Annotated in this window: 23 protein-coding genes; 14 read left to right on the top strand and 9 right to left on the bottom strand. The window is 71.0% G+C overall.

Annotated features, from left to right (window positions below; translation table 11 throughout):
- Positions 1-76: 76 nt before the first annotated feature.
- Complete coding sequence (locus A4X17_RS11980) at positions 77-637, bottom strand: hypothetical protein (RefSeq protein ID WP_082916123.1); 561 nt, start codon at positions 635-637, stop codon at positions 77-79.
- 94 nt (positions 638-731) lie between these two features.
- Between A4X17_RS11980 and A4X17_RS11975 the strand changes: the two genes are divergently transcribed.
- Positions 732-2,051, top strand: a complete 1,320-nt coding sequence (locus tag A4X17_RS11975) for an FAD-dependent oxidoreductase (protein WP_064295897.1) — start codon at positions 732-734, stop codon at positions 2,049-2,051.
- A 179-nt stretch (positions 2,052-2,230) separates the two neighbouring features.
- Here the strand turns inward: A4X17_RS11975 and A4X17_RS11970 are convergent, their stop codons facing one another.
- Both A4X17_RS11970 and A4X17_RS11965 read right to left on the bottom strand, forming a co-directional pair.
- Positions 2,231-3,541 carry an ABC transporter permease gene (locus tag A4X17_RS11970; RefSeq protein ID WP_064295896.1) on the bottom strand — a complete coding sequence of 437 codons (1,311 nt, stop codon included), beginning with the start codon at positions 3,539-3,541 and terminating at the stop codon, positions 2,231-2,233.
- Complete coding sequence (locus tag A4X17_RS11965) at positions 3,538-4,245, bottom strand: ABC transporter ATP-binding protein (protein ID WP_056779793.1); 708 nt, start codon at positions 4,243-4,245, stop codon at positions 3,538-3,540. The genes A4X17_RS11970 and A4X17_RS11965 overlap by 4 nt, the downstream gene beginning before the upstream one ends.
- A 166-nt stretch (positions 4,246-4,411) precedes the next feature.
- Here A4X17_RS11965 and A4X17_RS11960 point away from each other — a divergent pair, with 166 nt between their 5' ends.
- From A4X17_RS11960 to A4X17_RS11950, 3 genes are all read left to right on the top strand, one after another.
- A complete protein-coding gene (locus A4X17_RS11960) occupies positions 4,412-5,647 on the top strand; it encodes a sensor histidine kinase (RefSeq protein WP_064295895.1) in 1,236 nt (411 codons plus the stop codon).
- Positions 5,644-6,321 (top strand): response regulator transcription factor, encoded by a 678-nt coding sequence (locus tag A4X17_RS11955; protein WP_064295894.1) that lies wholly within the window; start codon positions 5,644-5,646, stop codon positions 6,319-6,321. The genes A4X17_RS11960 and A4X17_RS11955 overlap by 4 nt, the downstream gene beginning before the upstream one ends.
- A gap of 64 nt (positions 6,322-6,385) precedes the next feature.
- Complete coding sequence (locus A4X17_RS11950; protein ID WP_064295893.1) at positions 6,386-7,828, top strand: sugar porter family MFS transporter; 1,443 nt, start codon at positions 6,386-6,388, stop codon at positions 7,826-7,828.
- 7 nt (positions 7,829-7,835) lie between these two features.
- Here the strand turns inward: A4X17_RS11950 and A4X17_RS11945 are convergent, their stop codons facing one another.
- Positions 7,836-8,399 carry a manganese efflux pump MntP family protein gene (locus A4X17_RS11945; RefSeq protein WP_064295892.1) on the bottom strand — a complete coding sequence of 188 codons (564 nt, stop codon included), beginning with the start codon at positions 8,397-8,399 and terminating at the stop codon, positions 7,836-7,838.
- A 241-nt stretch (positions 8,400-8,640) separates the two neighbouring features.
- Between A4X17_RS11945 and A4X17_RS11940 the strand changes: the two genes are divergently transcribed.
- Positions 8,641-9,396 carry an enhanced serine sensitivity protein SseB C-terminal domain-containing protein gene (locus A4X17_RS11940; protein ID WP_064295891.1) on the top strand — a complete coding sequence of 252 codons (756 nt, stop codon included), beginning with the start codon at positions 8,641-8,643 and terminating at the stop codon, positions 9,394-9,396.
- A gap of 107 nt (positions 9,397-9,503) precedes the next feature.
- Positions 9,504-10,379: a hypothetical protein gene (locus tag A4X17_RS11935; protein ID WP_157583472.1), complete on the top strand. Its 876-nt coding sequence runs from the start codon at positions 9,504-9,506 to the stop codon at positions 10,377-10,379.
- A gap of 12 nt (positions 10,380-10,391) precedes the next feature.
- Here the strand turns inward: A4X17_RS11935 and A4X17_RS11930 are convergent, their stop codons facing one another.
- A complete protein-coding gene (locus tag A4X17_RS11930) occupies positions 10,392-10,718 on the bottom strand; it encodes a hypothetical protein (RefSeq protein ID WP_064295889.1) in 327 nt (108 codons plus the stop codon).
- Positions 10,719-10,815: 97 nt separating this feature from the next.
- On the bottom strand, positions 10,816-11,241 hold the full coding sequence (locus A4X17_RS11925; protein ID WP_064295888.1) for an Hsp20/alpha crystallin family protein: 426 nt from the start codon (positions 11,239-11,241) through the stop codon (positions 10,816-10,818).
- 160 nt (positions 11,242-11,401) lie between these two features.
- Between A4X17_RS11925 and A4X17_RS11920 the strand changes: the two genes are divergently transcribed.
- From A4X17_RS11920 to A4X17_RS11910, 3 genes are all read left to right on the top strand, one after another.
- Entirely contained in the window at positions 11,402-11,686 is a 285-nt protein-coding gene (locus A4X17_RS11920) for a MerR family transcriptional regulator (RefSeq protein WP_064295887.1), read from the top strand.
- Positions 11,687-11,729: 43 nt separating this feature from the next.
- Positions 11,730-13,202 (top strand): serine hydrolase, encoded by a 1,473-nt coding sequence (locus A4X17_RS11915; RefSeq protein WP_064295886.1) that lies wholly within the window; start codon positions 11,730-11,732, stop codon positions 13,200-13,202.
- A 61-nt stretch (positions 13,203-13,263) separates the two neighbouring features.
- Entirely contained in the window at positions 13,264-14,268 is a 1,005-nt protein-coding gene (locus tag A4X17_RS11910) for a zinc-binding dehydrogenase (RefSeq protein ID WP_064295885.1), read from the top strand.
- 6 nt (positions 14,269-14,274) lie between these two features.
- Here the strand turns inward: A4X17_RS11910 and A4X17_RS11905 are convergent, their stop codons facing one another.
- Positions 14,275-14,517 (bottom strand): hypothetical protein, encoded by a 243-nt coding sequence (locus A4X17_RS11905; protein WP_064295884.1) that lies wholly within the window; start codon positions 14,515-14,517, stop codon positions 14,275-14,277.
- A 123-nt stretch (positions 14,518-14,640) separates the two neighbouring features.
- On the opposite strand from A4X17_RS11905, the gene A4X17_RS11900 reads away from it, so the two are divergent.
- Positions 14,641-15,489 (top strand): DNA/RNA non-specific endonuclease, encoded by an 849-nt coding sequence (locus tag A4X17_RS11900; RefSeq protein ID WP_064295993.1) that lies wholly within the window; start codon positions 14,641-14,643, stop codon positions 15,487-15,489.
- 96 nt (positions 15,490-15,585) lie between these two features.
- Here the strand turns inward: A4X17_RS11900 and A4X17_RS11895 are convergent, their stop codons facing one another.
- Both A4X17_RS11895 and A4X17_RS11890 read right to left on the bottom strand, forming a co-directional pair.
- The gene (locus A4X17_RS11895) at positions 15,586-16,086 is read right to left on the bottom strand and encodes a MarR family winged helix-turn-helix transcriptional regulator (protein WP_064295883.1); all 501 of its coding nucleotides are present in this window, start codon (positions 16,084-16,086) and stop codon (positions 15,586-15,588) included.
- Positions 16,087-16,193: 107 nt separating this feature from the next.
- Complete coding sequence (locus tag A4X17_RS11890; RefSeq protein ID WP_064295992.1) at positions 16,194-16,805, bottom strand: TetR/AcrR family transcriptional regulator C-terminal domain-containing protein; 612 nt, start codon at positions 16,803-16,805, stop codon at positions 16,194-16,196.
- 94 nt (positions 16,806-16,899) lie between these two features.
- On the opposite strand from A4X17_RS11890, the gene A4X17_RS11885 reads away from it, so the two are divergent.
- The 4 genes from A4X17_RS11885 to A4X17_RS11870 are packed head-to-tail and all read left to right on the top strand — an operon-like array spanning position 16,900 to position 20,525.
- Positions 16,900-17,505 carry a biotin transporter BioY gene (locus A4X17_RS11885; RefSeq protein ID WP_064295882.1) on the top strand — a complete coding sequence of 202 codons (606 nt, stop codon included), beginning with the start codon at positions 16,900-16,902 and terminating at the stop codon, positions 17,503-17,505.
- Entirely contained in the window at positions 17,502-18,659 is a 1,158-nt protein-coding gene (locus tag A4X17_RS11880) for a class I adenylate-forming enzyme family protein (RefSeq protein ID WP_064295881.1), read from the top strand. The genes A4X17_RS11885 and A4X17_RS11880 overlap by 4 nt, the downstream gene beginning before the upstream one ends.
- A complete protein-coding gene (locus tag A4X17_RS11875) occupies positions 18,652-19,818 on the top strand; it encodes a thiolase family protein (protein WP_064295880.1) in 1,167 nt (388 codons plus the stop codon). The genes A4X17_RS11880 and A4X17_RS11875 overlap by 8 nt, the downstream gene beginning before the upstream one ends.
- On the top strand, positions 19,815-20,525 hold the full coding sequence (locus tag A4X17_RS11870; protein WP_064295879.1) for an energy-coupling factor ABC transporter ATP-binding protein: 711 nt from the start codon (positions 19,815-19,817) through the stop codon (positions 20,523-20,525). The genes A4X17_RS11875 and A4X17_RS11870 overlap by 4 nt, the downstream gene beginning before the upstream one ends.
- Positions 20,526-20,529 lie beyond the last annotated feature (4 nt).

Below are 20,529 nucleotides of genomic sequence, written 5' to 3'. Positions count from 1 at the left end.
TGCTCGCGGACCGGGGGTGCTCAGGGAACGGTCTGGGTCGCCGAGCGTGCCGAAGGGCGACATGCTCCCAGTCCGCTCACCGGCCCATGAGCGCCTTCACGACCGCGACCGCGGCAGGCCCGTCGAGCGACGGATGACCCGCCCACTGCCCGCCGGTGACGGACACCTCGGTGTCCGGCAGCACCACCGTGGTGACGATCACCGCGGCGACTCCGGTCTCGACCGTCGCGCTGTACGCGATCCCGCCGGCAGCCTCGATGGTCGCATCCGGGATCGGCGTGAGCCCGGCGGCGGCGAGCTCATCGACCGACAGCGCCTCGCTCGGCTCGGGCGAGACGACGACCTCCACCGATCGGATGTCCGCCGCGTCGATCGTCCCCTCCGGCGCCTCCCAGCCGCAGAGGGTCCCGTACTCGTCCGCCCCGTTGTCCTCCCGCGCCACGAGTCCCTCGATGTACGGCGCGACGGCCGCCTCCACCGCCGCGCAGTCGACCTGCAGGGGCGATCCGTCTCCCGAGCCCCCGTTCGACGGCTCCGCCGGCACCGTCGCAGCGGGCGATGCACTGCCGGCGGAGTCACCACCGGGCCCACTCCCACCAGAGCACGCCGACAGCGCGAGCACGATCGTTCCGGACACGAGAAGCGGCACTCCTACCCGCTGCAACACACGCATGATGTCGACGATATGGGTTCCGGAGTAGTGTCCGGAAGAGACCGACGGGAGCAGCGCGATGAAACCGACGACCCGCACCGACAGCGATCACGGCGACCACACCCCCGACCGCGACTGCGTCATCGCGGGTGGCGGCCCGGCCGGCATGGTGCTCGGCTACCTCCTCGCCCGGACGGGCCTCCGCGTGACCGTGCTCGAGAAACACGCCGACTTCTTCCGAGACTTCCGCGGCGACACGATCCACCCGTCGACCGTCACGTTGCTCGGCGAGCTCGGCTTGCGCGAGCGGTTCCTGCGGCTACCCCTCAACCGGTTGCAGACGATGGACGCCGTGATCGACGGCCTGCGGATGACGATGGTCGACTTCCGCACCCTGCCGGCGCCCGACCGCTTCCTCGTCCTCGCGCCGCAGTGGGACTTCCTGAACTTCCTCGCCGAGGAGGCCGCCGCACTGCCGAACTTCGAGCTCCGTCTCCGCACCGAGGCGACCGGCCTCATCGTGGAGCAGGGCCGGGTCCGCGGCCTGCACGCGACCACGAGGGCCGCCGACGACCCGGCGACCGACACCGACCTGGCGGCCGGCACCTCCACCGACGTCGAGATCCGAGCCACCCTCACGGTCGCGGCTGACGGACGCACCTCGGCACTCCGTGACGCGGCCGGACTCATCCCCGACGAGAGCGGCGTCCCGATCGACGTCCTGTGGTTCAGCCTGCCGAAGCCCGCCGACCCGCCGCCGCCGACCCTCGCCTACCTCTCGCCGCGCGGCATGATCCTCACGATCGACCGGGGTGACCGGTACCAGTCCGGCATGGTCATCCGGAAGGGCGGCGCGGGGCAGCTCAGAGCCGAGGGCCTGTCGGCGCTCCGCGGCCGGATCGTCGATGCCGCGCCGGTCCTGCGTCCGGTGGTCGACACCCTGACCGGCTGGGACCAGGTCAAGCTCCTCTCGGTCCAGCTCAACCGCCTCGACCGCTGGTACCGCCCGGGCTTCATCGCCATCGGCGACGCAGCGCACGCGATGTCACCGATGTTCGGTGTCGGGGTCAACTACGCGATCCAGGATGCGGTCGCCCTGTCCAATGCGATCGCCGGCCACCTCGCCGCTGGGGACGCGCCGTCCGAGGTCCTCGCTGCCGTCCAACGTCGACGCGAGCAGCCGGTCAGGATCATGCAGCGCATCCAGCGGGCAGGGCACCGGGTGATCTCCCGCACGACCACGGGCGACCGCATCGCACCGCGGTGGGTGATCCGCCTCATGCGACTCGCCGGCCCGGTCGTCCGGCCGCTCGCGGCGAGGTTCATCGGCATCGGGCTCCGAGCCGAGCACGTCACCACCCCACGGCGCGAAGCGGAGAAGCGCGAGCGCGAAGCGTAAGAGAGCAGGCGCCGAGCCTCAACCTCCGACGACAGGGCGGTCGCTGGTCGTAACGTGGACGCTGCAGACGTGACCTGAGCGTCTGCGCCGGTGCTGCTCCTCAACCTGGCGCCGGCGCGGCTGTGGGGCGCCGCTTCCGCCACGCCCCACAGCCGTCACCACGGACCTTCCGCCGCATCTCACTCGTAGCGGAGCGACTCCACCGGATCGGCCTTGGCGGCCCGGGCGGCGGGCAGGGTCCCGGCGAGGAACGCGATCACCATGACGACCAGGACGATGATCCCGAGCGACGCCGGGTCGAACGCGATGAGGTCGAGGCCCGGCAGGTCGGCGAGGAGCGATCCGGACAGCGCGGCACTGATGCCGGTGCCGGCCAGCACCGCGATACCGACGCCGATCGCACTGCCGAGGAAACCGATGAACGCGGCCTCGAGGCTGAACAACCCGAAGACCTTCCCGCTGCCCATCCCCATGGCCTTCATCAGCCCGATCTCGCGGGTGCGCTCCTGCACGGACATGAGCAGGGTGTTCACGATCCCGAAGCTGGCCGCGAGGAGGGCGATGATCGCGAAGGCGTTGAGGACGAGGACGATCCCGTCGATCACCGTCTTGATGGTGCCGAGCTGGTCCGCGACGGTCGTGCCGGTGTAGCCCGCGTCGGCGAGTCGGTCCTTCAACGCCGTGATCTGCTCGTCGGTGGCGTCCGCGCTGAACCGGATGGAAGCCTGTGCGTACCGCTCGACCTGGTCGGACGGGACGCCGATGTTCTGCGTCTCGTAGAGGAGGTCGGTGAGCGCGGCGTTCGGCACGATCGAGGCGCCCGTGGGCGAGGCGAGGCTCTCCTCGGCGACTCCGACGACCGTCGCGTCCACGGTGTGCTGCGTGCGCTGCGCATCCGTGATGGCGACCGTGACCGTCTGCCCGACCGCGTCGGCGTCGCTTCCGAAGCCGAGCGGTTCCACATAGGAGGTGGGGAGCACGAGCTGGAGCGTGTCGGTGTCGTCGTCGGGCTGTGCACCGTCCAGCAGTGTGACGCTCTGCCCGGAGATGAGGCCGCCGACACCGACGACGTACTTCGTGCCGCCGCCCGACTCGATGTAGTCGGTCGAGATCGACTTCACGGCCTGCACGTCGAGGACGCCGTCGATCCCCCCGAGCTCGTCGAGATCGGTCGGCGTGAGGGCGACGACGGTCGATCCCGGCGCACCGGCACCGGTGGCGGCGACCGCGTCCGGGTCGTACTCCTTCGGCCCGCTCGTGGCCCCACCCAGCCCGCCGCCGGTGTCGGCCGTCTTGGTGACGGTCATCGTGTCGGACGCGCCGACGCTCGACACCGTGTCGTCGATGTAGGCGTTGATGCCGGTGCCGAGCCCGTTCGTGAGGGTGAGGGTGAACGCTCCGACGAAGATCGCCAGGATGGTCAGGATGGTCCGGGTCTTGGACCGGAACGTGTTCGCGACGGCGGTCCCGATGAGGTCGACGGTTCTCATGCGGCCACCGCCTCGTCCTCGACGAGCAGTCCGTCTCGGATGAGGATCCGCCGATCACAGCGCGCCGCCAGCTCCTCGTCGTGCGTGACGACGATGAGGGTGATGCCGCTCTCCCGGTTGAGGGAGAACAGGATGTCCTCCACGACGGCGCCGGTCGCCGTGTCGAGGTTGCCGGTCGGCTCGTCGGCGAAGATGATCCGCGGGTTGTTGACGAGCGCGCGGGCGATCACCGTCCGCTGCTTCTGCCCGCCCGAGAGGTTCACCGCGCGGTTGCGCGCCTTGTCCTCGAGCTGGAGCTGCGCGAGTGCGGCGAGCGCCCGGCGACGTCGGTCACCGCGGCGGACGCCGGCGATCTTCATGGGGAGCAGGACGTTCTCGAGCACCGTCGCGTTGGCGGTGAGGAAGAACTGCTGGAACACGAACCCGAAGGTCTTGTTCCTGGTCGTGTTGAGGCGGCGACCGCGGAGGGTGCTCGTGTCGACCCCTTCGAGCTCGACGGTGCCGGAACTCGGTGCGTCGAGGAGCGCGAGCACGTGCATGAGCGTGGACTTGCCGGAGCCGCTCTTCCCGACGATCGCGACGCTCTCGCCGGCGTGGATGTCGAAGCTCACCCCCTTCAGCGCGTCGAACCGGTTCTGACCGCGACCGTAGGAACGCCGGACGTCCCGGACCGAGATGATCGGCGGCGCTGTGGTGTTCTGCATGGTGTCTCCTCGTCTGGGGCCGGGTGCTCCGGCACCAGTCCAGACTCGCGGCGACGCCCGTCCGACGCGTCCCCCTCCGGCGGACACCCGTGTACCGCGTCCGTGGTACCGCGGAATGCCACGTGCGGAGGAGTCGCCGGGCGCCGGTTCCCGGCAGACTGGGCCCATGACCTCCGTGACGCAGGATCACCGGGTGCGCGATCCGCATCCGAGACCCCCGGCGTGGGTGGGCGATGTGGTGGCCGCGGTCCTCATCATCGCCTCGGCGTTCATCCCGTTCCCCAACGCGGAGTTCCGTCCGGGCAGCCCGCTCGTCGTCGCCCTGGTCGTCGCGCCGGCGCTCCTGCTCCCGCTCCGTCGACGCTGGCCCATCCCGGTGCTCGCGGCCGTCGTCGCCTGTTACGGTGCGGCGGCGATCACGGGGACCCTCGCTCCCGGTGTCGTGATCGCGGCCGCCATCGCGATGTTCGGGGTGGCGGTGCGCTCCGCGCGGCGGACGACCCTCATCACCGCCGTCGCGACGATGGTCGCCGTCGCCCTCCTCAGCCTGCTCGCATCGATCGGGAGCTTCGATCCGCGGACGGTGCAGTTCGCGGTGCTGATCGCGTTCGCCGCCGCGGCCGGAGACGGGACGCGGTCCCGCCGCGCGTACATCCTCGCGATCACCGAACGCGCGGAGCGGGCCGAACAGACCCGCGAGGCCGAGGCGAGGCGTCGGGTGACCGAGGAGCGGCTCCGGATCGCGCGGGACCTCCACGACACCGTCGCCCATCAGATCTCGGTGATCAGCCTGAACGCCGGGGTGGCGTCGAGCTCCCTGGAGTCGCGGCCGGAGAAGGCGAAGGAGGCGCTCGTCTCGATCCGCCGGGCGTCGCGGACGGTGCTCGGCGAGATCGGTGATCTGCTCGAGGTGCTGCGCAGCGACAGCGACGAGGCCGTCGTGGGCTCCCGGGGAACGCTGCCGCAGCCGGGACTCGACCGACTCGACGCATTGATCGCCGAGTTCGCCGCCGCAGGCCTCGACATCACGACACGGATCGACCCCGACGCACCGAAGCTGTCGACCGCCACCGACATGGTCGCGTACCGCGTCATCCAGGAGGGGCTGACGAACGCACTGAAGCACGGTCCTGAGCGTCGTGCGCACGTGCTCGTGGAGAGCGAGAACGGGAGGATCGTCGTCAGTGTGAGCAACCCGACAGCCCCCGGCACCACGCGTGAGCAGGCCGACGCGGCGCCGACCACCGGACACGGACTCCTCGGCATCCGTGAGCGCGTCGCCGCCGTCCGCGGGTCCGTCGACGTCGGCGCGACTCCGGGCGGCTGGCGGCTGTCCGCGAGCCTCCCGACCGGCGAGCCGACTCACGCACACCCGACGCACCCCGAGGAGTCCCCCACATGACCACCGTGCTCGTCGTCGACGACCAGTCGCTCATCCGCCAGGCCGTCGCCGACATCCTCTCGTCCGAGGCCGACCTCGAGGTCGTGGGCGAAGCCGTCGACGGCGCGCAGGCGGTGTCGCTCGCCCGCCGGTTGCGACCGGACGTCGTGCTCATGGACATCCGCATGCCCGTGCTGGACGGCATCGGTGCGACCTCGGCGATCTGCGCCGACCCCGACCTCGTGGACACCCGAGTCCTCATCCTCACCACGTTCGAGGAGGACGAGAACCTCATCGCCACCCTGCGAGCAGGCGCGAGCGGCTTCATCGGTAAGGGCTCGGAGCCCGAGGAGATCGTCCGCGCCGTGCGCGCGGTGCACGCCGGCGAAGCACTCCTGTCCCCCGCGGCGACCCGGAGTCTCATCACGAAGTACGTCGTCGCTGCGGGGGAACCGACGAGCCCACGCGCGGTCCCCACCGAGCTGGCGCTGCTCACCGAGCGGGAACTCGAGGTGCTGCTCCTCGTGGCCCGCGGACGGTCGAACCAGCAGATCGCCGACGACCTCGTCATCTCACCGCACACCTCGAAGACCCACGTGAACCGCATCATGACCAAGGTCGCCGCTCATGACCGCGCCCAGCTCGTCATCCTCGCGTACGAGAGCGGCCTGCTGCGGCCGGGTGCCGACGACTGAACCGGTACTGTCGTCCTGTCCACGACGCCGTCCGGCTCGCGGGCCCAGCAGACGAGGAAGTGCGATGGCCGGATCCCCCACAGCCCGACAGACGGCGAGCGCGCTGCCTGCCCTCACGCCCGGGCCGCACCGCCGCCACCTCGGCCTGATCTCGATCGTCGCCTGTTTCGGCGGGTTGCTCTTCGGCTACGACACCGGCGTGATCAACGGGGCGCTGCGTCCGATGACCGCCGAGCTCGGGCTCACCCCGTTCACGGAGGGCGTCGTCACGAGCTCGCTCGTCTTCGCGGCCGCCGTCGGAGCGCTGCTCGGCGGCCGGGTGTCGGACGCGTGGGGTCGGCGGCGGAGCATCATCGTGCTGGCGGTGCTCTTCTTCGTCGGAACGCTCGTGGTCGTCTGCTCGCCGAACGTCGAGTTGCTCGTCGCCGGTCGCGTGCTCCTCGGACTGGCCGTCGGCGGTGCCTCCGCCGTCGTCCCGGTCTACCTGGCGGAGCTCGCTCCGTACGAGATCCGAGGGTCGATCACCGGCCGGAACGAGGTCGCGATCGTCCTCGGACAGTTGTCGGCGTTCGTGATCAACGCCGTCATCGGCACCGTGTTCAGCGAGCACCCGAGCGTGTGGCGCATCATGTTCGCCGTCTGCGCCCTGCCCGCGGTCGCCCTGTTCGTCGGCATGCTGCGGATGCCCGAGTCGCCGCGCTGGCTCGTCGACCACGGTCGCCGCGAGGACGCGCTGGACGTCCTGCGGACCGTCCGATCCGACGACCGCGCCGTCGCCGAACTCGCGGAGGTGGAGGCGTCCATCACCGCGCAGCGCGACGAACACCGGATCGGGCTCGGGGCCGTCCTCCGCAACCCGTGGCTCGTGCGCATCCTGCTCGTCGGTGTCGGCGTCGGGATCGCCCAGCAGCTCACGGGGATCAACTCGATCATGTACTACGGGCAGACCGTGCTCGTGGAGTCGGGTTTCGACGAGAGCGCCGCGCTCATCGCCAACATCGCGCCCGGGATCATCGCCGTCGTCGGGGGCTTCATCGCCCTCACCTACATGGACCGTCTCGACCGACGGAAGACGTTCGTCATCGGCTTCTCGCTCACGACCGCGTGCCATCTGCTCATCGGCTTCTCCTCGATGGCGCTCGAGCCGGGCGACCCGATGCGTCCGTGGGTCATCCTGTTCCTGGTGGTCGTGTTCGTTGGCTCCATGCAGACGTTCCTCAACGTGGCGGTCTGGGTGTACCTCGCCGAGGTCTTCCCGCTCCGGATGCGCGGCCTCGGCATGGGCGTCTCTATCTTCATGCTCTGGGTCGCCAACGGGTTCCTGGCGCTGTATTTCCCGTCGCTCGTCGACGGCCTCGGCATCACCGGGACCTTCTTCGTCTTCGCGGGTGTCGGCGCGCTCGCGCTCCTGTTCGTCGCCACCCAGGTGCCCGAGACGCGTGGGCGGAGCCTCGAGGCGCTCGGAGAGGACGTGTCGACCGGCGCGATCTTCACCCGGAAGCGGTGACCTCTGACTAACCCGCGAGGTGGTCGATGAGGATCTTGGTGCCGATGAGGATCAGGATGACACCACCGGCGATCTCCGCCGGCTTGCCGAAGCGCTGACCGACGCGACGGCCGATGAAGACGCCCAGGAAGGCGAGCACGAATGTCGTCAGTCCGATGAGGACGACGGCTTCGAGGATCGACCCGGGCAGGAACGCGAGCGTGATGCCGATGGCGAGCGCGTCGATACTCGTGGCGAGCGCGAGGATGAGGAGCCGGCGGACGTCGATGCGGTCGGAGTCGACCTCGGTGTCCTCGTGGCTTGAGAACGCCTCCCAGAGCATCTTGCCGCCGACGAGGGCGAGCAGGCCGAAGGCGACCCAGTGGTCGACCTCCGTGATGTACCGCGCGAACTGCGTGCCGAGGAACCAGCCGATGAGCGGCATGACCGCTTGGAAGAGTCCGAAGGTCCCGGCGATCACGAGGGCGTGACGCACGTTGAACCGTCGCATGTGCAGGCCCTTGGTGAGGGCGACGGCGAAGGCGTCGGCGGAGACGCCGAGCGCGATGAGGAGCAGCGGCCAGAACGTCATGTCGCGGGGTCTTCCTGTGATGCGTCCTGGACGCGGAGACGCGTTCGGGCGCCGTGCCGCGAGGACCCGTCAACGTTGCCAGCGCGGCGTGGCGGCGGCAAGCCGAGACGCCCGATTGCCAGCGTTTCGCCTCGCCTAACCGGATCGTTCGGGTCGCCTCCGCTCGAGGATCGGCCCGGCGAACTGTGGAGGCAGCTGCGCGGAGACGCACCCTCCCACGCGGCCGGGATACGCTGCTGGCATGCCTGCCGCCGACGACGCATCAGACGCTATCGAGATCGAAGCCCTCCTCGCCGCAGCCGCGAACGACCGCTCGAACGCCCCTGCGTTCCTGACGGCGCTCCTCGAGAGCACCGTGATCGTGGCGGGGACCGTGACCGACGACGGCATGGCGACCCTGGCGGACCTCCTCGACTCGGACGGCAGCTCGGTGCAGCCGTTCTACACCTCGAAGGCGCGCTTCCAGGAGACACTCCAGGTCGTCCCGTCGTTCGAACAGCACCTGCTCGCCCTCCCCTGCCGCGTCCTGTGGCAGATGACCCGAGGCGCGAGGCTGGTCCTGAACCCGCATTCCACGCACGGCAAGGAGTTCCTCCCCGGCGAGATCGCCCAGCTGCTCGACGGCGAGGCGGTGCTCACACCGCGCGTCGTCGAGCGCGAGACCGAGGTCATGGTGGGACAGCCGGCTCGCATCCCACCGGGGATGACCGAGACGCTGACCGCGGTCCTCGCCGAGCACAGCGAGGTCGACGAAGCTGTGCTGGGCTGGAAGGTCACCCCGCAGGAGGGCGGGACGTTCGACGAGTGCTATCTCCTCGTCATCGTCGGCGCCCCGACCGCCCGTGAGACGATCAGCAGTCCGCTCGCACGGGCCCTCGCGACGTACTCGGCCAGCGTGCCGATCGACGTCATGTACGTGGCGCCTGGTGCGAAGCATCTCCTGAGTGGTGTCCCGCCGTTCCACCGCCGCAAGCGAGGGCTGTTCCGGCGACGATGAGCAGTGGGCTGAGTCGAACGGTGCCCGCGATCGCGCGTGGCGCACGCGTCCTCACGATCGCCGCGCTACTGGGCGTCCTCACAGCGTGTAGCGCGCCACGGTCGGGGGTGCCCACCGAGACCCCGTCCGGATCCACCCCGACGTCGTCGGCCGCGCTCCCACCCCCGCCGACGTCCGCCTTCCCGGGGCTCGCCTGCGACGCGCTGGTCCCCGACGCGGAGGTCGCATCCTTCCTGGGCGCCGCAGCCGCGCCGCGACCGCTCGCCATCGACGACGCCCCGGTCTTGCAGGAGGGCGGCAGCATTTGCGCCTGGGTCGACGAAGCGGCCGGCACCTCACTGACCGTCCGAATCGTCGGAGACGGCGTCGACCACTGGGCCACCTTCAACCACTGGTACGAGCACACCGACTGGAGCGACAGCGTCGGCGAGATCAACGGGACGATGTGCTCGGACGGCGCCTGCTCCGTCCACGCGCTCGACGGAGAGCGGTTCATCGAGGTCGATTCGGCAGGGCTCGACGACCCGGCCGGAACCCGCACGGAGGAGCTCGCCCGGGCGGTGCTCGCGGCAGCCCCGGTCCCGGCTCCCGCCGAGTCCCCGTCGTCGTCGGCACCCACCTCGCGCTCCTGCGCCACGGCGCTGCCGGTGGACACCGCGGCGGCACACCTCGGCGCAGCCGCCACCGGCGCGAGCTACGTGAGCACCGCGACACCGAGCTACCACCTCGTGCAGGACTCGCTCCAGCGGGTCGGCGGACTCGACTGCCGACTGCTGTCCGCGGACTCCCACGAGCTGGTCCGGTTCACGGTGCTCCCCGGAGGCGCCTGGGTGCTCCGCGAGGACAGTCCGGTCAGCGCCGTGGACTCGGCTGGGAACGAGCACTCGACGCAGGCTCGACATGGCGACGACTGGGTGCGGCTGCAGTCCCCCGGGGCGAGCGAAGAGACCACGCGGGCCCTCCTGGCCGAACTGCTCAGCTGAGGTCGACGTGCGCTAGAACACCGGCCGGTCCGCGATGGACACGAGGACCGCGGCGATCACCGCGACGACGGTGAGCGCGATGGCGACGACCCACTGCACACGAGGCACGGCACGGCGGATCACGAGGACCAGATGGACCAGCAACGCCAGCACCGCCAGGGCGGCGATGACGGTGCCGACCAACGCCGGTTCGAACACGGCGATCTGCTTCGTCGCCAGACCGTCGGCGCCCGGCGCCTGGTACCAGGTCATCGTGGTCTGCGTCGCGACGACCACCAGGCTGAGCGCGGCGATCACGAGCAGGGCTGACGCTCCGAGGATGCGTTGGACGCGGGACATGCCCTCAGTATGCCGACCGCCGGTCGCACACGGGCGAACGCCCCGCCCACGGATCGTGGGCGGGGCGTTCGTGCTCCGGTCAGGCCTCGAGCTCCGGTCAGGCGTTGATCGACTGCGGGTGGTCGGTCGTGGAGTCGACGGTGATCTTCCGCGGCTTCGCGCGCTCGCTCACCGGGATGATCACGGAGAGCACACCGCTCTCGTAGGACGCGGTGATGCCGTCGAGGTCGACGCCCTCGCCGAGGGTGAACTGCCGCAGGAAGTGGCCGCCACCGCGCTCGCGTGCGAGCCAGCGGACACCCTCGCGGCTGTCGGCCGTGCGCTGCGCACGGATGGTGAGCTGACCACCGTCGACGTCGACGTCGATGGATCCGGGGTCGATGCCGGGGAGGTCGGCGACCATCATGTACCGGTCGCCGTCGCGGAAGAGGTCCACCGGCATGGGCCGGGGTGCGCGCACGGAGTCCAGGACGGAGGCCGCGAAGCGGTCGAGCTGGCTGATGGGATCGAGGGTCATTGCCATGGGTGTTCTCCTTCCCTGTCGCCCGATGACGGATCGGGCTCTTCGATTGTCAGTGCCCGGAAGTCTCAGATCCGGGGGTTCGGATCTGCACTTCTTGGTGTAGATTTTTTATACATCCGAGACCCGATCCGTTGCAACCCATTCAAAGGAAACCTCAAGCATGGCCGATCGTGACGGCACGACACCCGTGTACGGCATCGCCGTCGCGGCCCAGCTCGCCGGTGTCCCGGAGGCGTCGCTGCGGCTCTTCGAGAGCAAAGGCCTCCTCACCCCGTCCCGGACCGAGGGCGGCACCCGGCGCTACAGCGAGGACGACATCGAGCGACTCAAGCGCGTCACGGATCTCCGTGACGACGGCGTCAACCTCGCCGGCATCGCTCGCGTGCTCGACCTCGAGGACATCAACCAGGGCCTCCGCGACCAGCTCGACGCCGACCAGGACTGAGCGTCGGGTCGATCCCGCCGCCGGCAGATGGCAGCATGGAGGGATGAGCCTGCAGCGAAGCACTCCGTCCGCCCAGCACGTCGACGCCGCCGGGGTCGAGGCGTTCATCACCGCCCTCGAGCACACGCCGAACGTCGAACCACACAGCCTGATGCTCCTGCGCGGCGGGAACGTCGTCGCCGAGGGCTGGTGGGCGCCGTACTCGGCTGATCGGGTGCACCTGCTGTACTCGCTGAGCAAGAGCTTCACCTCGACCGCCGTCGGCCTCGCTGTCGAGGAGGGTCTGCTCGGACTCGACGACACGATCATCAGTCACTTTCCGGAGCTCGACGCCGAGATCACCGACCCCCGCAGCCGCGCCATGCGCGTGCGCCACGTGCTCGCGATGGCGAGCGGTCACCGCGAGGAGACGATCATGCGGGCCGCTGCGATCGACCCGACGAACCTCGTCCGCGGCTTCCTGCTCCTCCCTCCCGATGAGGACCCGGGAACCGTCTTCGCGTACAACCAACCCTGCACGTACACGGCCGCGGCGATCGTCCAGCGCGTCACGGGCGGGACGCTCACCGACTACCTGCGACCGCGGCTGCTCGAGCCGTTGGGTATCGGCGACTTCGACTGGCAGCGGGACGACGAGGGCTTCGAGCTCGGGTACAGCGGTCTGCACGCGACGACGGAGGCGATCGCCGCGCTCGGTCAGCTCTACCTGCAGGGCGGCGAGTGGGAGGGGCGGCAGCTCCTGCCGGCCGCCTGGGTCGCCGAGGCGACGCGATCGCACATCGCGAACGGCGACGACCCGGAGTCGGACTGGGCGCAGGGGTACGGGTTCCAGTTCTGGATGGCCCGGCACGGGTTCCGGGGCGACGGCGCCTACGGTCAGTACTGCGTCGTCCTGCCGGAGCACGACGTCGTCCTGGCGATCACGGGGCAGAGTCTCGACATGCAGGCCGTGCTGAACGCGGCGTGGGAGCACCTGCTGCCGGCGTTCGGGGCAGGCGAGGCCTCCGATGCGGAGCGCGGTGCGAGCGCAACCGCCGACCAGGCGTTGCTCGAGCGCCTGGCAGGGCTCGCCCTGCCGCCGCTCGACGCCTCGGACGAGACCGGCTCGGCTTCGTCACTGCGCGAGCTCGCCGGACGGACGTTCGCGGCGGCCTCCGATACCGGCCTGGCGCAGCTGACGGCGCTCGAGGTGACGGCGGGCGAGGGCGACGACATCGTGCTGGTCGTGCACGAGGGCGACGACCGGGTGGAGCTCGTCCCCGGCGTCGGCGCATGGCGGACGCACGGTCCGATCGTCGCCAGCGCCGCCTGGGGCACCAGTGGCGAGATCGGAGCGCGGGTCCTCCGCGTCGACGCGATCTTCATCGAGACCCCCCACCGCATGCACGTCGAGATCGACCCGGCTGCCGGCACCTTCGACGCCTGGTGGGAGACGACGCCGCTCCGCACCTCCCGCCTCACCGAAGTGCAGCGGCCGAGCGCGGTCGTCGCAGGCGGGGGCAAGTCGTCCTGGTGAGCTGAGACGGCGGCATACCCCCACGACGCTCTGACCAGCGCCGTCACGACGAGGAGACCGCATGAGAGCCGTACGCATCACCGCGCCGAACGAGGCCACTGTCCTCGACCGACCCGATCCACAGGCCGGGCCGGGTGAGGTCCTCATCCGCATCGAACGCGCCGGGCTCTGCGGCACCGATGTCGCGCTGCTGCGCGGCACCATGCCGTACCTCGCCGACGGCCGCACCACCCTGCCCCTCCAACCAGGCCACGAGTGGGCCGGCCGGGTGGCCTCCGTGGGCGAGGGTGTCACCGCGATCGCACCGGGCGACCTCGTCACCGGTGACACCTTCATCGGCTGCGGCGTCTGCACGCTCTGCGCCACGGGGCGACACCACCTCTGCCCCGACCACCTCGAACTCGGCGTCCTCGGACAACTGGAGGGCGCCCTCGCAGAACTCCTCGTCGTCCCCGAGCGCGCGGTCCATCGCCTCCCGTCCGGCGTCGACGCGGACCTCGGCGCGATGGTCGAGCCCGCCTCCTGCTCACTCCGTGGCGTCCGACTCACGGCGGTGGGGCCGGGCGACCGCGTGCTCGTCTGGGGCGCCGGCACCCTGGGCATGTTCGCCGCGCTCTTCGCCGCGGATTCCGGGGCATCCGTCACCGTCGTGGCGCGCCGCGAGTCCGATCGGCGGTTCGCCGCGGACTTCGGCCTGGCCACGCGCGATCCGGCCGACCTCGGAGACGAGCGCTTCGACGTGATCATCGAGGCGACGGGTTCGGCCGAGGTCACCCGTCGCCTGCTCGACAACGCGACCGCCGGCGTCCGCATCGCACTCCTCGGCGTGCCCGGCGGCGACGTGGGGCTGCCCTCAGGCAGACTCATCGCCCTCGACGCCACACTGCACGCCGTGCTCGGCGGATCCGACTGCATCGATGAGGCGGCGCGACGGTTCGCCTCCATGGGTGACACGGTCCGGCGATTGATCGGCACGGTCATCGGACTGGACGACGTGCCACGGGTGTTGACCGACGGCCTCCCCCGCGCGGCCGGCGCCGGACCGAAGACGCAGATCCGCTTCTGAGTCGGCTCAGGCGATCGACGCTCGGGCGAGGCGAGCGAGGACGACGACGACCACGAACTGCACCGCGAAGAGGACCGCGGTCAGGATCGTCGCCGTCGCCACGGTGACGCCGCCGTCCATCCCTGAGACGCCGGGGAGGAATCCGATTCCGAACACGATCAGGGCGTCGACGAGGAAGGTCGCCGACACGAGCGCCGCGAGGATGCGGGCGTCGCTGGCTCGGTGCGGGTTCTGATAGATCGTGGTCATGAGTAAAATATATCAAACTTCATACTGAAACAAAAGTATGAGCATTGCAGCGCTCGCGCCGGTGACAACAGCGCCACCGCTCCGCGCTTCCTTTCCACCCGAAATCATGATCGACTCATGTTCATGACTGGCTTCGATTCAGGCTTCCTCGACCTCTCCGAACCACTCACCATCCCCGCTCCAGCCGACCCCACGGCCAAGGCGCGACTCCGGACCCTCGACTACACGCACTTCTCCGTGCTGCTCGACCCCGACCGCCGCCTGGCAGCCGCGACCGGGGTCGACATCGACGGCGCCGCCCTCCTCGACCTCGGGCGCGGGGACGACTGGCACCTCGACGACCGCGTGCCGGTCGAGGAACAGGCCGGCCCGGAGCTGTACGCCCGCAACGACCTCGACCGCGGCCACCTCGTGCGCCGGAGGGACCCGGTCTGGGGGTCCGTCGAGATCGCCCGGCAGGCCAACGTCGACACCTTCTGCTACACGAACGCCGCACCGCAGGCTGCGGACTTCAACCAGTCTCTCGAGCTGTGGAACGGCCTGGAGGACCTCGTCCTCGAGTACGCCTCGGCCGGGCGCCGGCGGCTGTCGGTCTTCACCGGGCCGGTGTTCGCCGACACGGACCCGCTCTACCGAGGCGTACAGATCCCACGCCGATTCTGGAAGGTGGCGGCGTGGTCGAACGGCGGAGCGCTCGCGACGAGCGGCTACCTCCTCGACCAGTCGGCGCAGCTCGACGACATCGACCTCGGCCGGTCCAGCGCGATCGACGACACGCAGGACGCCACCGCCGTGCCCCCACTCGGCCCGTTCCGGACCTTCCAGCTGCCGATCCTCGACCTCGCGAGCCTCACCGGTCTCGATTTCGGGGCCCTCGCCTCCGCCGATGTCCTCGAGCCGGCTCCCGCGACGGTACGTCCCGACACCGACACCTGGATCGAGCTGAGCGACCCGTCCGACCTGCGGTTCTGAGGCGGGTCCGGTCCCTGAGCTTGTCGAAGGGCAACCCGACCACCTCACCGAACCATCTCCGGTCCCTGAGCTTGTCGAAGGGCGTCGAGCAGACCCCTACCGACGCTCGAGCGCCGCGCCGATGACCCGCAGGCTCTCGATGAGCACGGCCACCTGCTCATGGCTGAGCCCGGCGAGCATCGCGTTCTCGTCGTCCACCAGCCGACGCATCGCCTCGTCGACCCGCTGCTGACCGAGGGTCGTCAGCACGACGATCTTGCTCCGGCCGTCGGCCTCGTTCTTCTGACGGGCGACGAGTGAGCGTGCTGCCAGGCGGTCGAGCTGACTCGCGAGGTTGCCGCTCGTGATGCCCAACCGCGTTGCGAGCATGGACGGCGTCAGCCCGTCCGCTCCGTGCTGGCGGAGGATGGAGAGGAACTCGAACTCCCACGGCCGCAGGTTGCTCGCGGCGAACGACAGGCGTCGGACCTCCTGCAGGTGCGGCACGAGCCGGCGGAGGCGGGACACCACGTCGAGCGGTGCGAAGTCCACATCGGGCAGCGCGTTCGCCCAGGCGTCGATGACGATGTCGACGTCGTCGTCATCACCCTTCGCCATCACCGGCCTCCCTCACGTCCTGCCTGCTCCAACGCTACCGTGGGCCGCCGCCGATCCAGACGGTGGGCGGTTCCATCCACGCTGTGCTATCGGCGTACCGAGAGCCGTCAGCGGACGGAGAGCGCCGCCAGGCCGTCGACCAGCAGACCGACCCCGAAGGCGAACGCCTGGGCCTGGTCCTCCTGGCCGAGCGGATCCGTCGCACCGTCGGCCAGCACACCGACGCTGTCGTACTGCATCCGTTGCTGCTCGTGCGACACGTGCCCGAGGATGAAGTGGAGCAGCACCGTGCCCGCACGTCGACTCGTGGCCTCGTCGAAGCCGGCCACCGACACCGCATCCGTCAGCCGGGTGAGCGCCCGTCGGGAACCGAGCCCGAGCGCGTAGGTGCTCGACACCACCTCGGCGCCGTCGCGATAGGCGAGGAGGGCGTCACGCAGCGCCTCCGCCTCCACGCGCGTCCGCTCGCGCCAGTCGGAGCCGGCCTCGGACACGGCGTCGACCGGTGCCGGGTGGGCGTCGACGATCCGGTCGGCGAGCTCGGCGATGAGGGTCTGCTTGTTCTCGAAGTGCCAGTACAGCGCGCTCGGCTGGACGTCGAGCGACGCGGCGAGGCGGCGCATCGTGAGGTCGGCCAGGCCGTGATCGTCGAGGATCCGCAGCGCCACCTGAGCCACGTCGTCGCGCCGATGGCGACGCACTGTTTCGGGACCGGACATGAGCACCACTATAGTGAACGCTGTTCAGGTGAACACCGTTCAGGTGCGATCCACCCGCCCCAGGCGAACCGACCATCCCGACGAAGGACCCAGCATGAGCAGACTCCGGATCGACGCGACCGACATCGCACGCATCGCCGTGTTCGCCGCCATCGTGGCCGCTCTCGGCCTGCCCGGCGCGTTCTCGGTGCTCGGCGCGGTGCCCATCACGGCGCAGACCCTCGGCGTCATGCTCGCCGGCGCGATCCTCGGCCCGTGGCGAGGCATGCTCTCCATGCTCGTGCTGCTGGCGCTCGTCGCCATCGGCCTCCCGCTCCTGTCCGGCGGTCGCGGCGGGGTCGGCGTCTTCGTCGGACCGAGCGCCGGATACCTCCTCGGCTGGATCGTCGGCGTCTTCGTGATCGGGCTCATCGTGCACGCCGGTGGGCGTCGGCTGCGCTGGTGGCGCACCGCGCTCGGGGCGTTCGTCGGCGGCATCGGCGTCATCTACGCGTTCGGCGTCCCGGTGCAGTCGCTCGTCACCCGCCTGCCACTCGGCGAGACCGCCCTGCAGAGCCTCGTCTTCGTGCCCGGCGACCTCGTCAAGGTGGTGCTCGCGACGGTGATCACGATGACGCTCGCCCGCGCCTACCCACGCGCGTTCCGCAACGCGGCCGGCGCCGGCTCCACGCGTCCCGGCGAGCCCGCCCGGATCGGATGACCGTGCGTCCAGGGCACCTCGTCCCGCTGCGCGGCGGGGCGCCGACCGACCTCGTCCGTCGGGCGCTCGAGGTGCGCGCGTCCGGCGGCGTGCCGTTGCTCGGCGACGATCGATGGAGCGAGTCGTACTGGCGTTCCGTCCGCGACCGCAGCACCGCGGCCGGTCCACAACCGGACCAGGGCTGGGCGACGCTGACCTCCGGCACGACGGGCGAGCCGCGCATCGTGCTCCGGACCGCCGCGTCGTGGGCGGACTCCTTCCCGGCCGTCGGCGCGCTGCTCGACCTCGGGCCGGACGACGTCCTGGCACTGTCGTCGCCGCCCGCGTCGTCGCTGTCGCTGTTCTCGGTCGCCCACGCGGCCGCCGTCGGTTGCTCGCTCGCCCTCCCGACGTCTCACGCGCTCACCCCCGACGACGCCCGTGACGCGACCCGGTTCCACGGGACCCCGAACGGCCTCCGGGCGCTCCTCGACGGCGAGGTGCCGCCCCGCCTGCGGGTGGCGTTGATCGGAGGCGCCTCACTCGACCCCGGACTCCGCGCCACCGCGGAGGGCCTCGGCATCCGCGTCGTGTCCTACTACGGTGCCGCCGAGCTCTCCTTCGTGGCCGTCGACGACGGTGTCGATCCGGATCGACCCGGCCTCCGCGCGTTCCCCGGTGCCGAGCTCGAGGTCCGGGACGACGACGTCCTGTGGGTCCGATCGCCGTTCGTCGCGACCGGGTACCTCGAGGGCGATGGCCCGCTCCGACGCGACGGCGACTGGTCCACCGTCGGCGACCAGGCGCGGATCGACGACGGAATCGTCACGCTCCTCGGCCGAGCCGACGACGCGATCCTCACGGCCGCGGCGACCGTCATCCCCGCCGATGTCGAGGAGGCCCTGCGCCGACTCGACGAGGTGGACGACGCCGTCGTGCTCGGTCTGCCGAACGCCGGGGTCGGATCGCTCGTGACGGCCGTGTTGGAACTGCGCCCGGGCTCGCGGCCGAGCCGTGCGATGCTCCGCGACGCCCTCGAACCGCTGTTGCCGCCGACCCACCGGCCCCGACGCTGGTTCGTCGTCGACGAGCTCCCGCGGACCGTCACCGGCAAGGCCGCCCGCGCGGAGCTCGCCGACCGACTCGCGGCCGGGACGGTGGCGTCCCTTGACTGAGTCGCACACCCTCCCGCGCATCGTCGCTGCCCGACGGACGCCGATCGCGACGCGCGGGCGCGCCCTCGCCGCGCTCACGGTCGAGCAGCTGGCGGTCCCCGTCGTCCGGGCCGTGCACGACGACGCGACGCACATGCTGGGCCTGCCGCCGGTGGTGGCGGACGTCGTCCTCGGCAACTGCATGGGGCCTGGTGGCAACCCTGCCCGCGTCGCCGCACTCGGAGCGGGCCTCGGCTTCGCCGTGCCAGGGCTCACCGTCGACCGGCAGTGCGGCAGCGGCCTCGCGGCGATCATCGAGGCGTCCACGGCGATCAGCGCCGGCGACCATCGGCCACGGATCGCCGGCGGTGTCGAGAGCGCGTCGACAGCGCCGACCCGCTCCGTCGACGGCGTCGCCTACGCACGCGCACCGTTCGCGCCGGCGGGCTGGCACGACCCCGACATGACCAGGGCCGCCGAAGACCTCGCCGAGCACGACGGGATCTCCCGCGAACGCCAGGACGCCTACGCGGCGCGCAGCACGCACCGTGCGGCGAGCGCCGTCGCCGCCGGGCGGTTCACCGGCGAGCTCGTCCCGCTGGTCGGGGCGACCGAGCACGATGAGGCGCCGCGCAGCGGGATCGAGCGGCTCCTCCCCCGGTTCACCCCACTCTTCAGCGACGGCTCCCTCACCGCAGGCAATACCTGCCGGGTGAGCGACGGTGCCGCCGCGGTGCTCGTCGTGCCCGGCGGACCCGGCGGGCACGGCGGGCCCGCCCACGGGAGCGCGACGCCCGGTCTCGCCGTCCGGGCGCACGCCGTCGTCGGCTGCGACCCGGCACTCCCAGGGATCGGGGCCGCGCCGGCGATCCTCGACGCCCTCGAACGGGCCGACGTGGACCTCGCGCAGGTCGCCGCGTTCGAGATCGTGGAGGCGTTCGCGGCCCAGACGCTCGCCGTGCTCGACCGGCTCGGTGTCGCCGAGGACGACGAGCGACTCTGCGCCGACGGTGGAGCCCTCGCGCTCGGTCACCCGTGGGGCGCGAGCGGTGCGGTCGCCGTGGTCCGCCTGTTCTCGCGGCTCGTCCGCGGCGGGGCTCCAGCGGGCACGATCGGGGTGGCGGCAGCGTCGGTCGGCGGCGGTCTCGGCGTCGCCGCGGTGTTCGAGGTCGTGCGATGATCGGGGACATCGACCAGTCATCCGCCATCCGTCTCGACCGCGTCACCGCGCGTCTCGGCGACACCGTCGCACTCGACGACGTGACGCTCCACCTCGACGACGCGCGCATCGCGGTCATCGGCGCGAACGGCTCGGGCAAGTCCACCTTCGCCCGGCTCGTCGGCGGCCTCACCCGCGCGACCGCCGGCAGCGTGCAGGTCCACGGGGTCGACGCCGCGAAGGACACGGCGACCCTTCGACGACTCGTCAGCATCGTGTTCAGCAACCCGGACGCGCAGATCGTCATGCCGACGGTGGCGGAGGACGTCGCGTTCTCCCTCCGCGGCACGAAGGCGTCGAAGGCCGACATCGCCACGCAGGTCGCCGATGCGCTCGACGAGTTCGGCCTGACGGCGCTCGCCGACCGGTCCGCCTACGAACTCTCCGGTGGCCAGAAGCAGCTGTTGGCGCTCTGCGGGGCCGTGATCCGCCGGCCAGCGCTGCTCATCGCCGACGAACCCACCGCCTACCTCGACGCCCGCAACAGCGCCGCCGTCGCCGACCACCTCCTGCGTCCCGAGGCGGGCCATCAGCTCCTCCTCGTCACCCACGACCTGGAACTCGCCGCCCGCTGCGACACCGCGCTGCTCTTCGGCGGCGGGCGGGTCGTCGCGCACGGCGCACCGGACGACGTGATCGCGGCCTACCGCGCGAGTCTGCGGTCGTGACGGC

This window comes from Plantibacter sp. H53, from assembly GCF_001650455.1.
GTDB lineage: Bacteria > Actinomycetota > Actinomycetes > Actinomycetales > Microbacteriaceae > Plantibacter > Plantibacter flavus_A.
This window is presented reverse-complemented; position numbering and strand designations above follow the sequence as displayed.

Excerpts from the sequence above, each read along its gene's own strand:
- A4X17_RS11960 (WP_064295895.1), top strand. The coding sequence starts at position 4,412 with ATGACCTCCGTGACGCAGGATCACCGGGTGCGCGATCCGCATCCGAGA.
- A4X17_RS11915 (WP_064295886.1), top strand. The coding sequence starts at position 11,730 with ATGAGCCTGCAGCGAAGCACTCCGTCCGCCCAGCACGTCGACGCCGCC.
- A4X17_RS11965 (WP_056779793.1), bottom strand. The coding sequence starts at position 4,245 with ATGCAGAACACCACAGCGCCGCCGATCATCTCGGTCCGGGACGTCCGG.
- A4X17_RS11940 (WP_064295891.1), top strand. The coding sequence starts at position 8,641 with ATGCCTGCCGCCGACGACGCATCAGACGCTATCGAGATCGAAGCCCTC.
- A4X17_RS11920 (WP_064295887.1), top strand. The coding sequence starts at position 11,402 with ATGGCCGATCGTGACGGCACGACACCCGTGTACGGCATCGCCGTCGCG.
- A4X17_RS11880 (WP_064295881.1), top strand. The coding sequence starts at position 17,502 with ATGACCGTGCGTCCAGGGCACCTCGTCCCGCTGCGCGGCGGGGCGCCG.
- A4X17_RS11905 (WP_064295884.1), bottom strand. The coding sequence starts at position 14,517 with ATGACCACGATCTATCAGAACCCGCACCGAGCCAGCGACGCCCGCATC.
- A4X17_RS11970 (WP_064295896.1), bottom strand. The coding sequence starts at position 3,541 with ATGAGAACCGTCGACCTCATCGGGACCGCCGTCGCGAACACGTTCCGG.
- A4X17_RS11925 (WP_064295888.1), bottom strand. The coding sequence starts at position 11,241 with ATGGCAATGACCCTCGATCCCATCAGCCAGCTCGACCGCTTCGCGGCC.
- A4X17_RS11945 (WP_064295892.1), bottom strand. The coding sequence starts at position 8,399 with ATGACGTTCTGGCCGCTGCTCCTCATCGCGCTCGGCGTCTCCGCCGAC.
- A4X17_RS11890 (WP_064295992.1), bottom strand. The coding sequence starts at position 16,805 with ATGTCCGGTCCCGAAACAGTGCGTCGCCATCGGCGCGACGACGTGGCT.
- A4X17_RS11930 (WP_064295889.1), bottom strand. The coding sequence starts at position 10,718 with ATGTCCCGCGTCCAACGCATCCTCGGAGCGTCAGCCCTGCTCGTGATC.
- A4X17_RS11950 (WP_064295893.1), top strand. The coding sequence starts at position 6,386 with ATGGCCGGATCCCCCACAGCCCGACAGACGGCGAGCGCGCTGCCTGCC.
- A4X17_RS11975 (WP_064295897.1), top strand. The coding sequence starts at position 732 with ATGAAACCGACGACCCGCACCGACAGCGATCACGGCGACCACACCCCC.
- A4X17_RS11910 (WP_064295885.1), top strand. The coding sequence starts at position 13,264 with ATGAGAGCCGTACGCATCACCGCGCCGAACGAGGCCACTGTCCTCGAC.
- A4X17_RS11955 (WP_064295894.1), top strand. The coding sequence starts at position 5,644 with ATGACCACCGTGCTCGTCGTCGACGACCAGTCGCTCATCCGCCAGGCC.
- A4X17_RS11900 (WP_064295993.1), top strand. The coding sequence starts at position 14,641 with ATGACTGGCTTCGATTCAGGCTTCCTCGACCTCTCCGAACCACTCACC.
- A4X17_RS11885 (WP_064295882.1), top strand. The coding sequence starts at position 16,900 with ATGAGCAGACTCCGGATCGACGCGACCGACATCGCACGCATCGCCGTG.
- A4X17_RS11870 (WP_064295879.1), top strand. The coding sequence starts at position 19,815 with ATGATCGGGGACATCGACCAGTCATCCGCCATCCGTCTCGACCGCGTC.
- A4X17_RS11895 (WP_064295883.1), bottom strand. The coding sequence starts at position 16,086 with ATGGCGAAGGGTGATGACGACGACGTCGACATCGTCATCGACGCCTGG.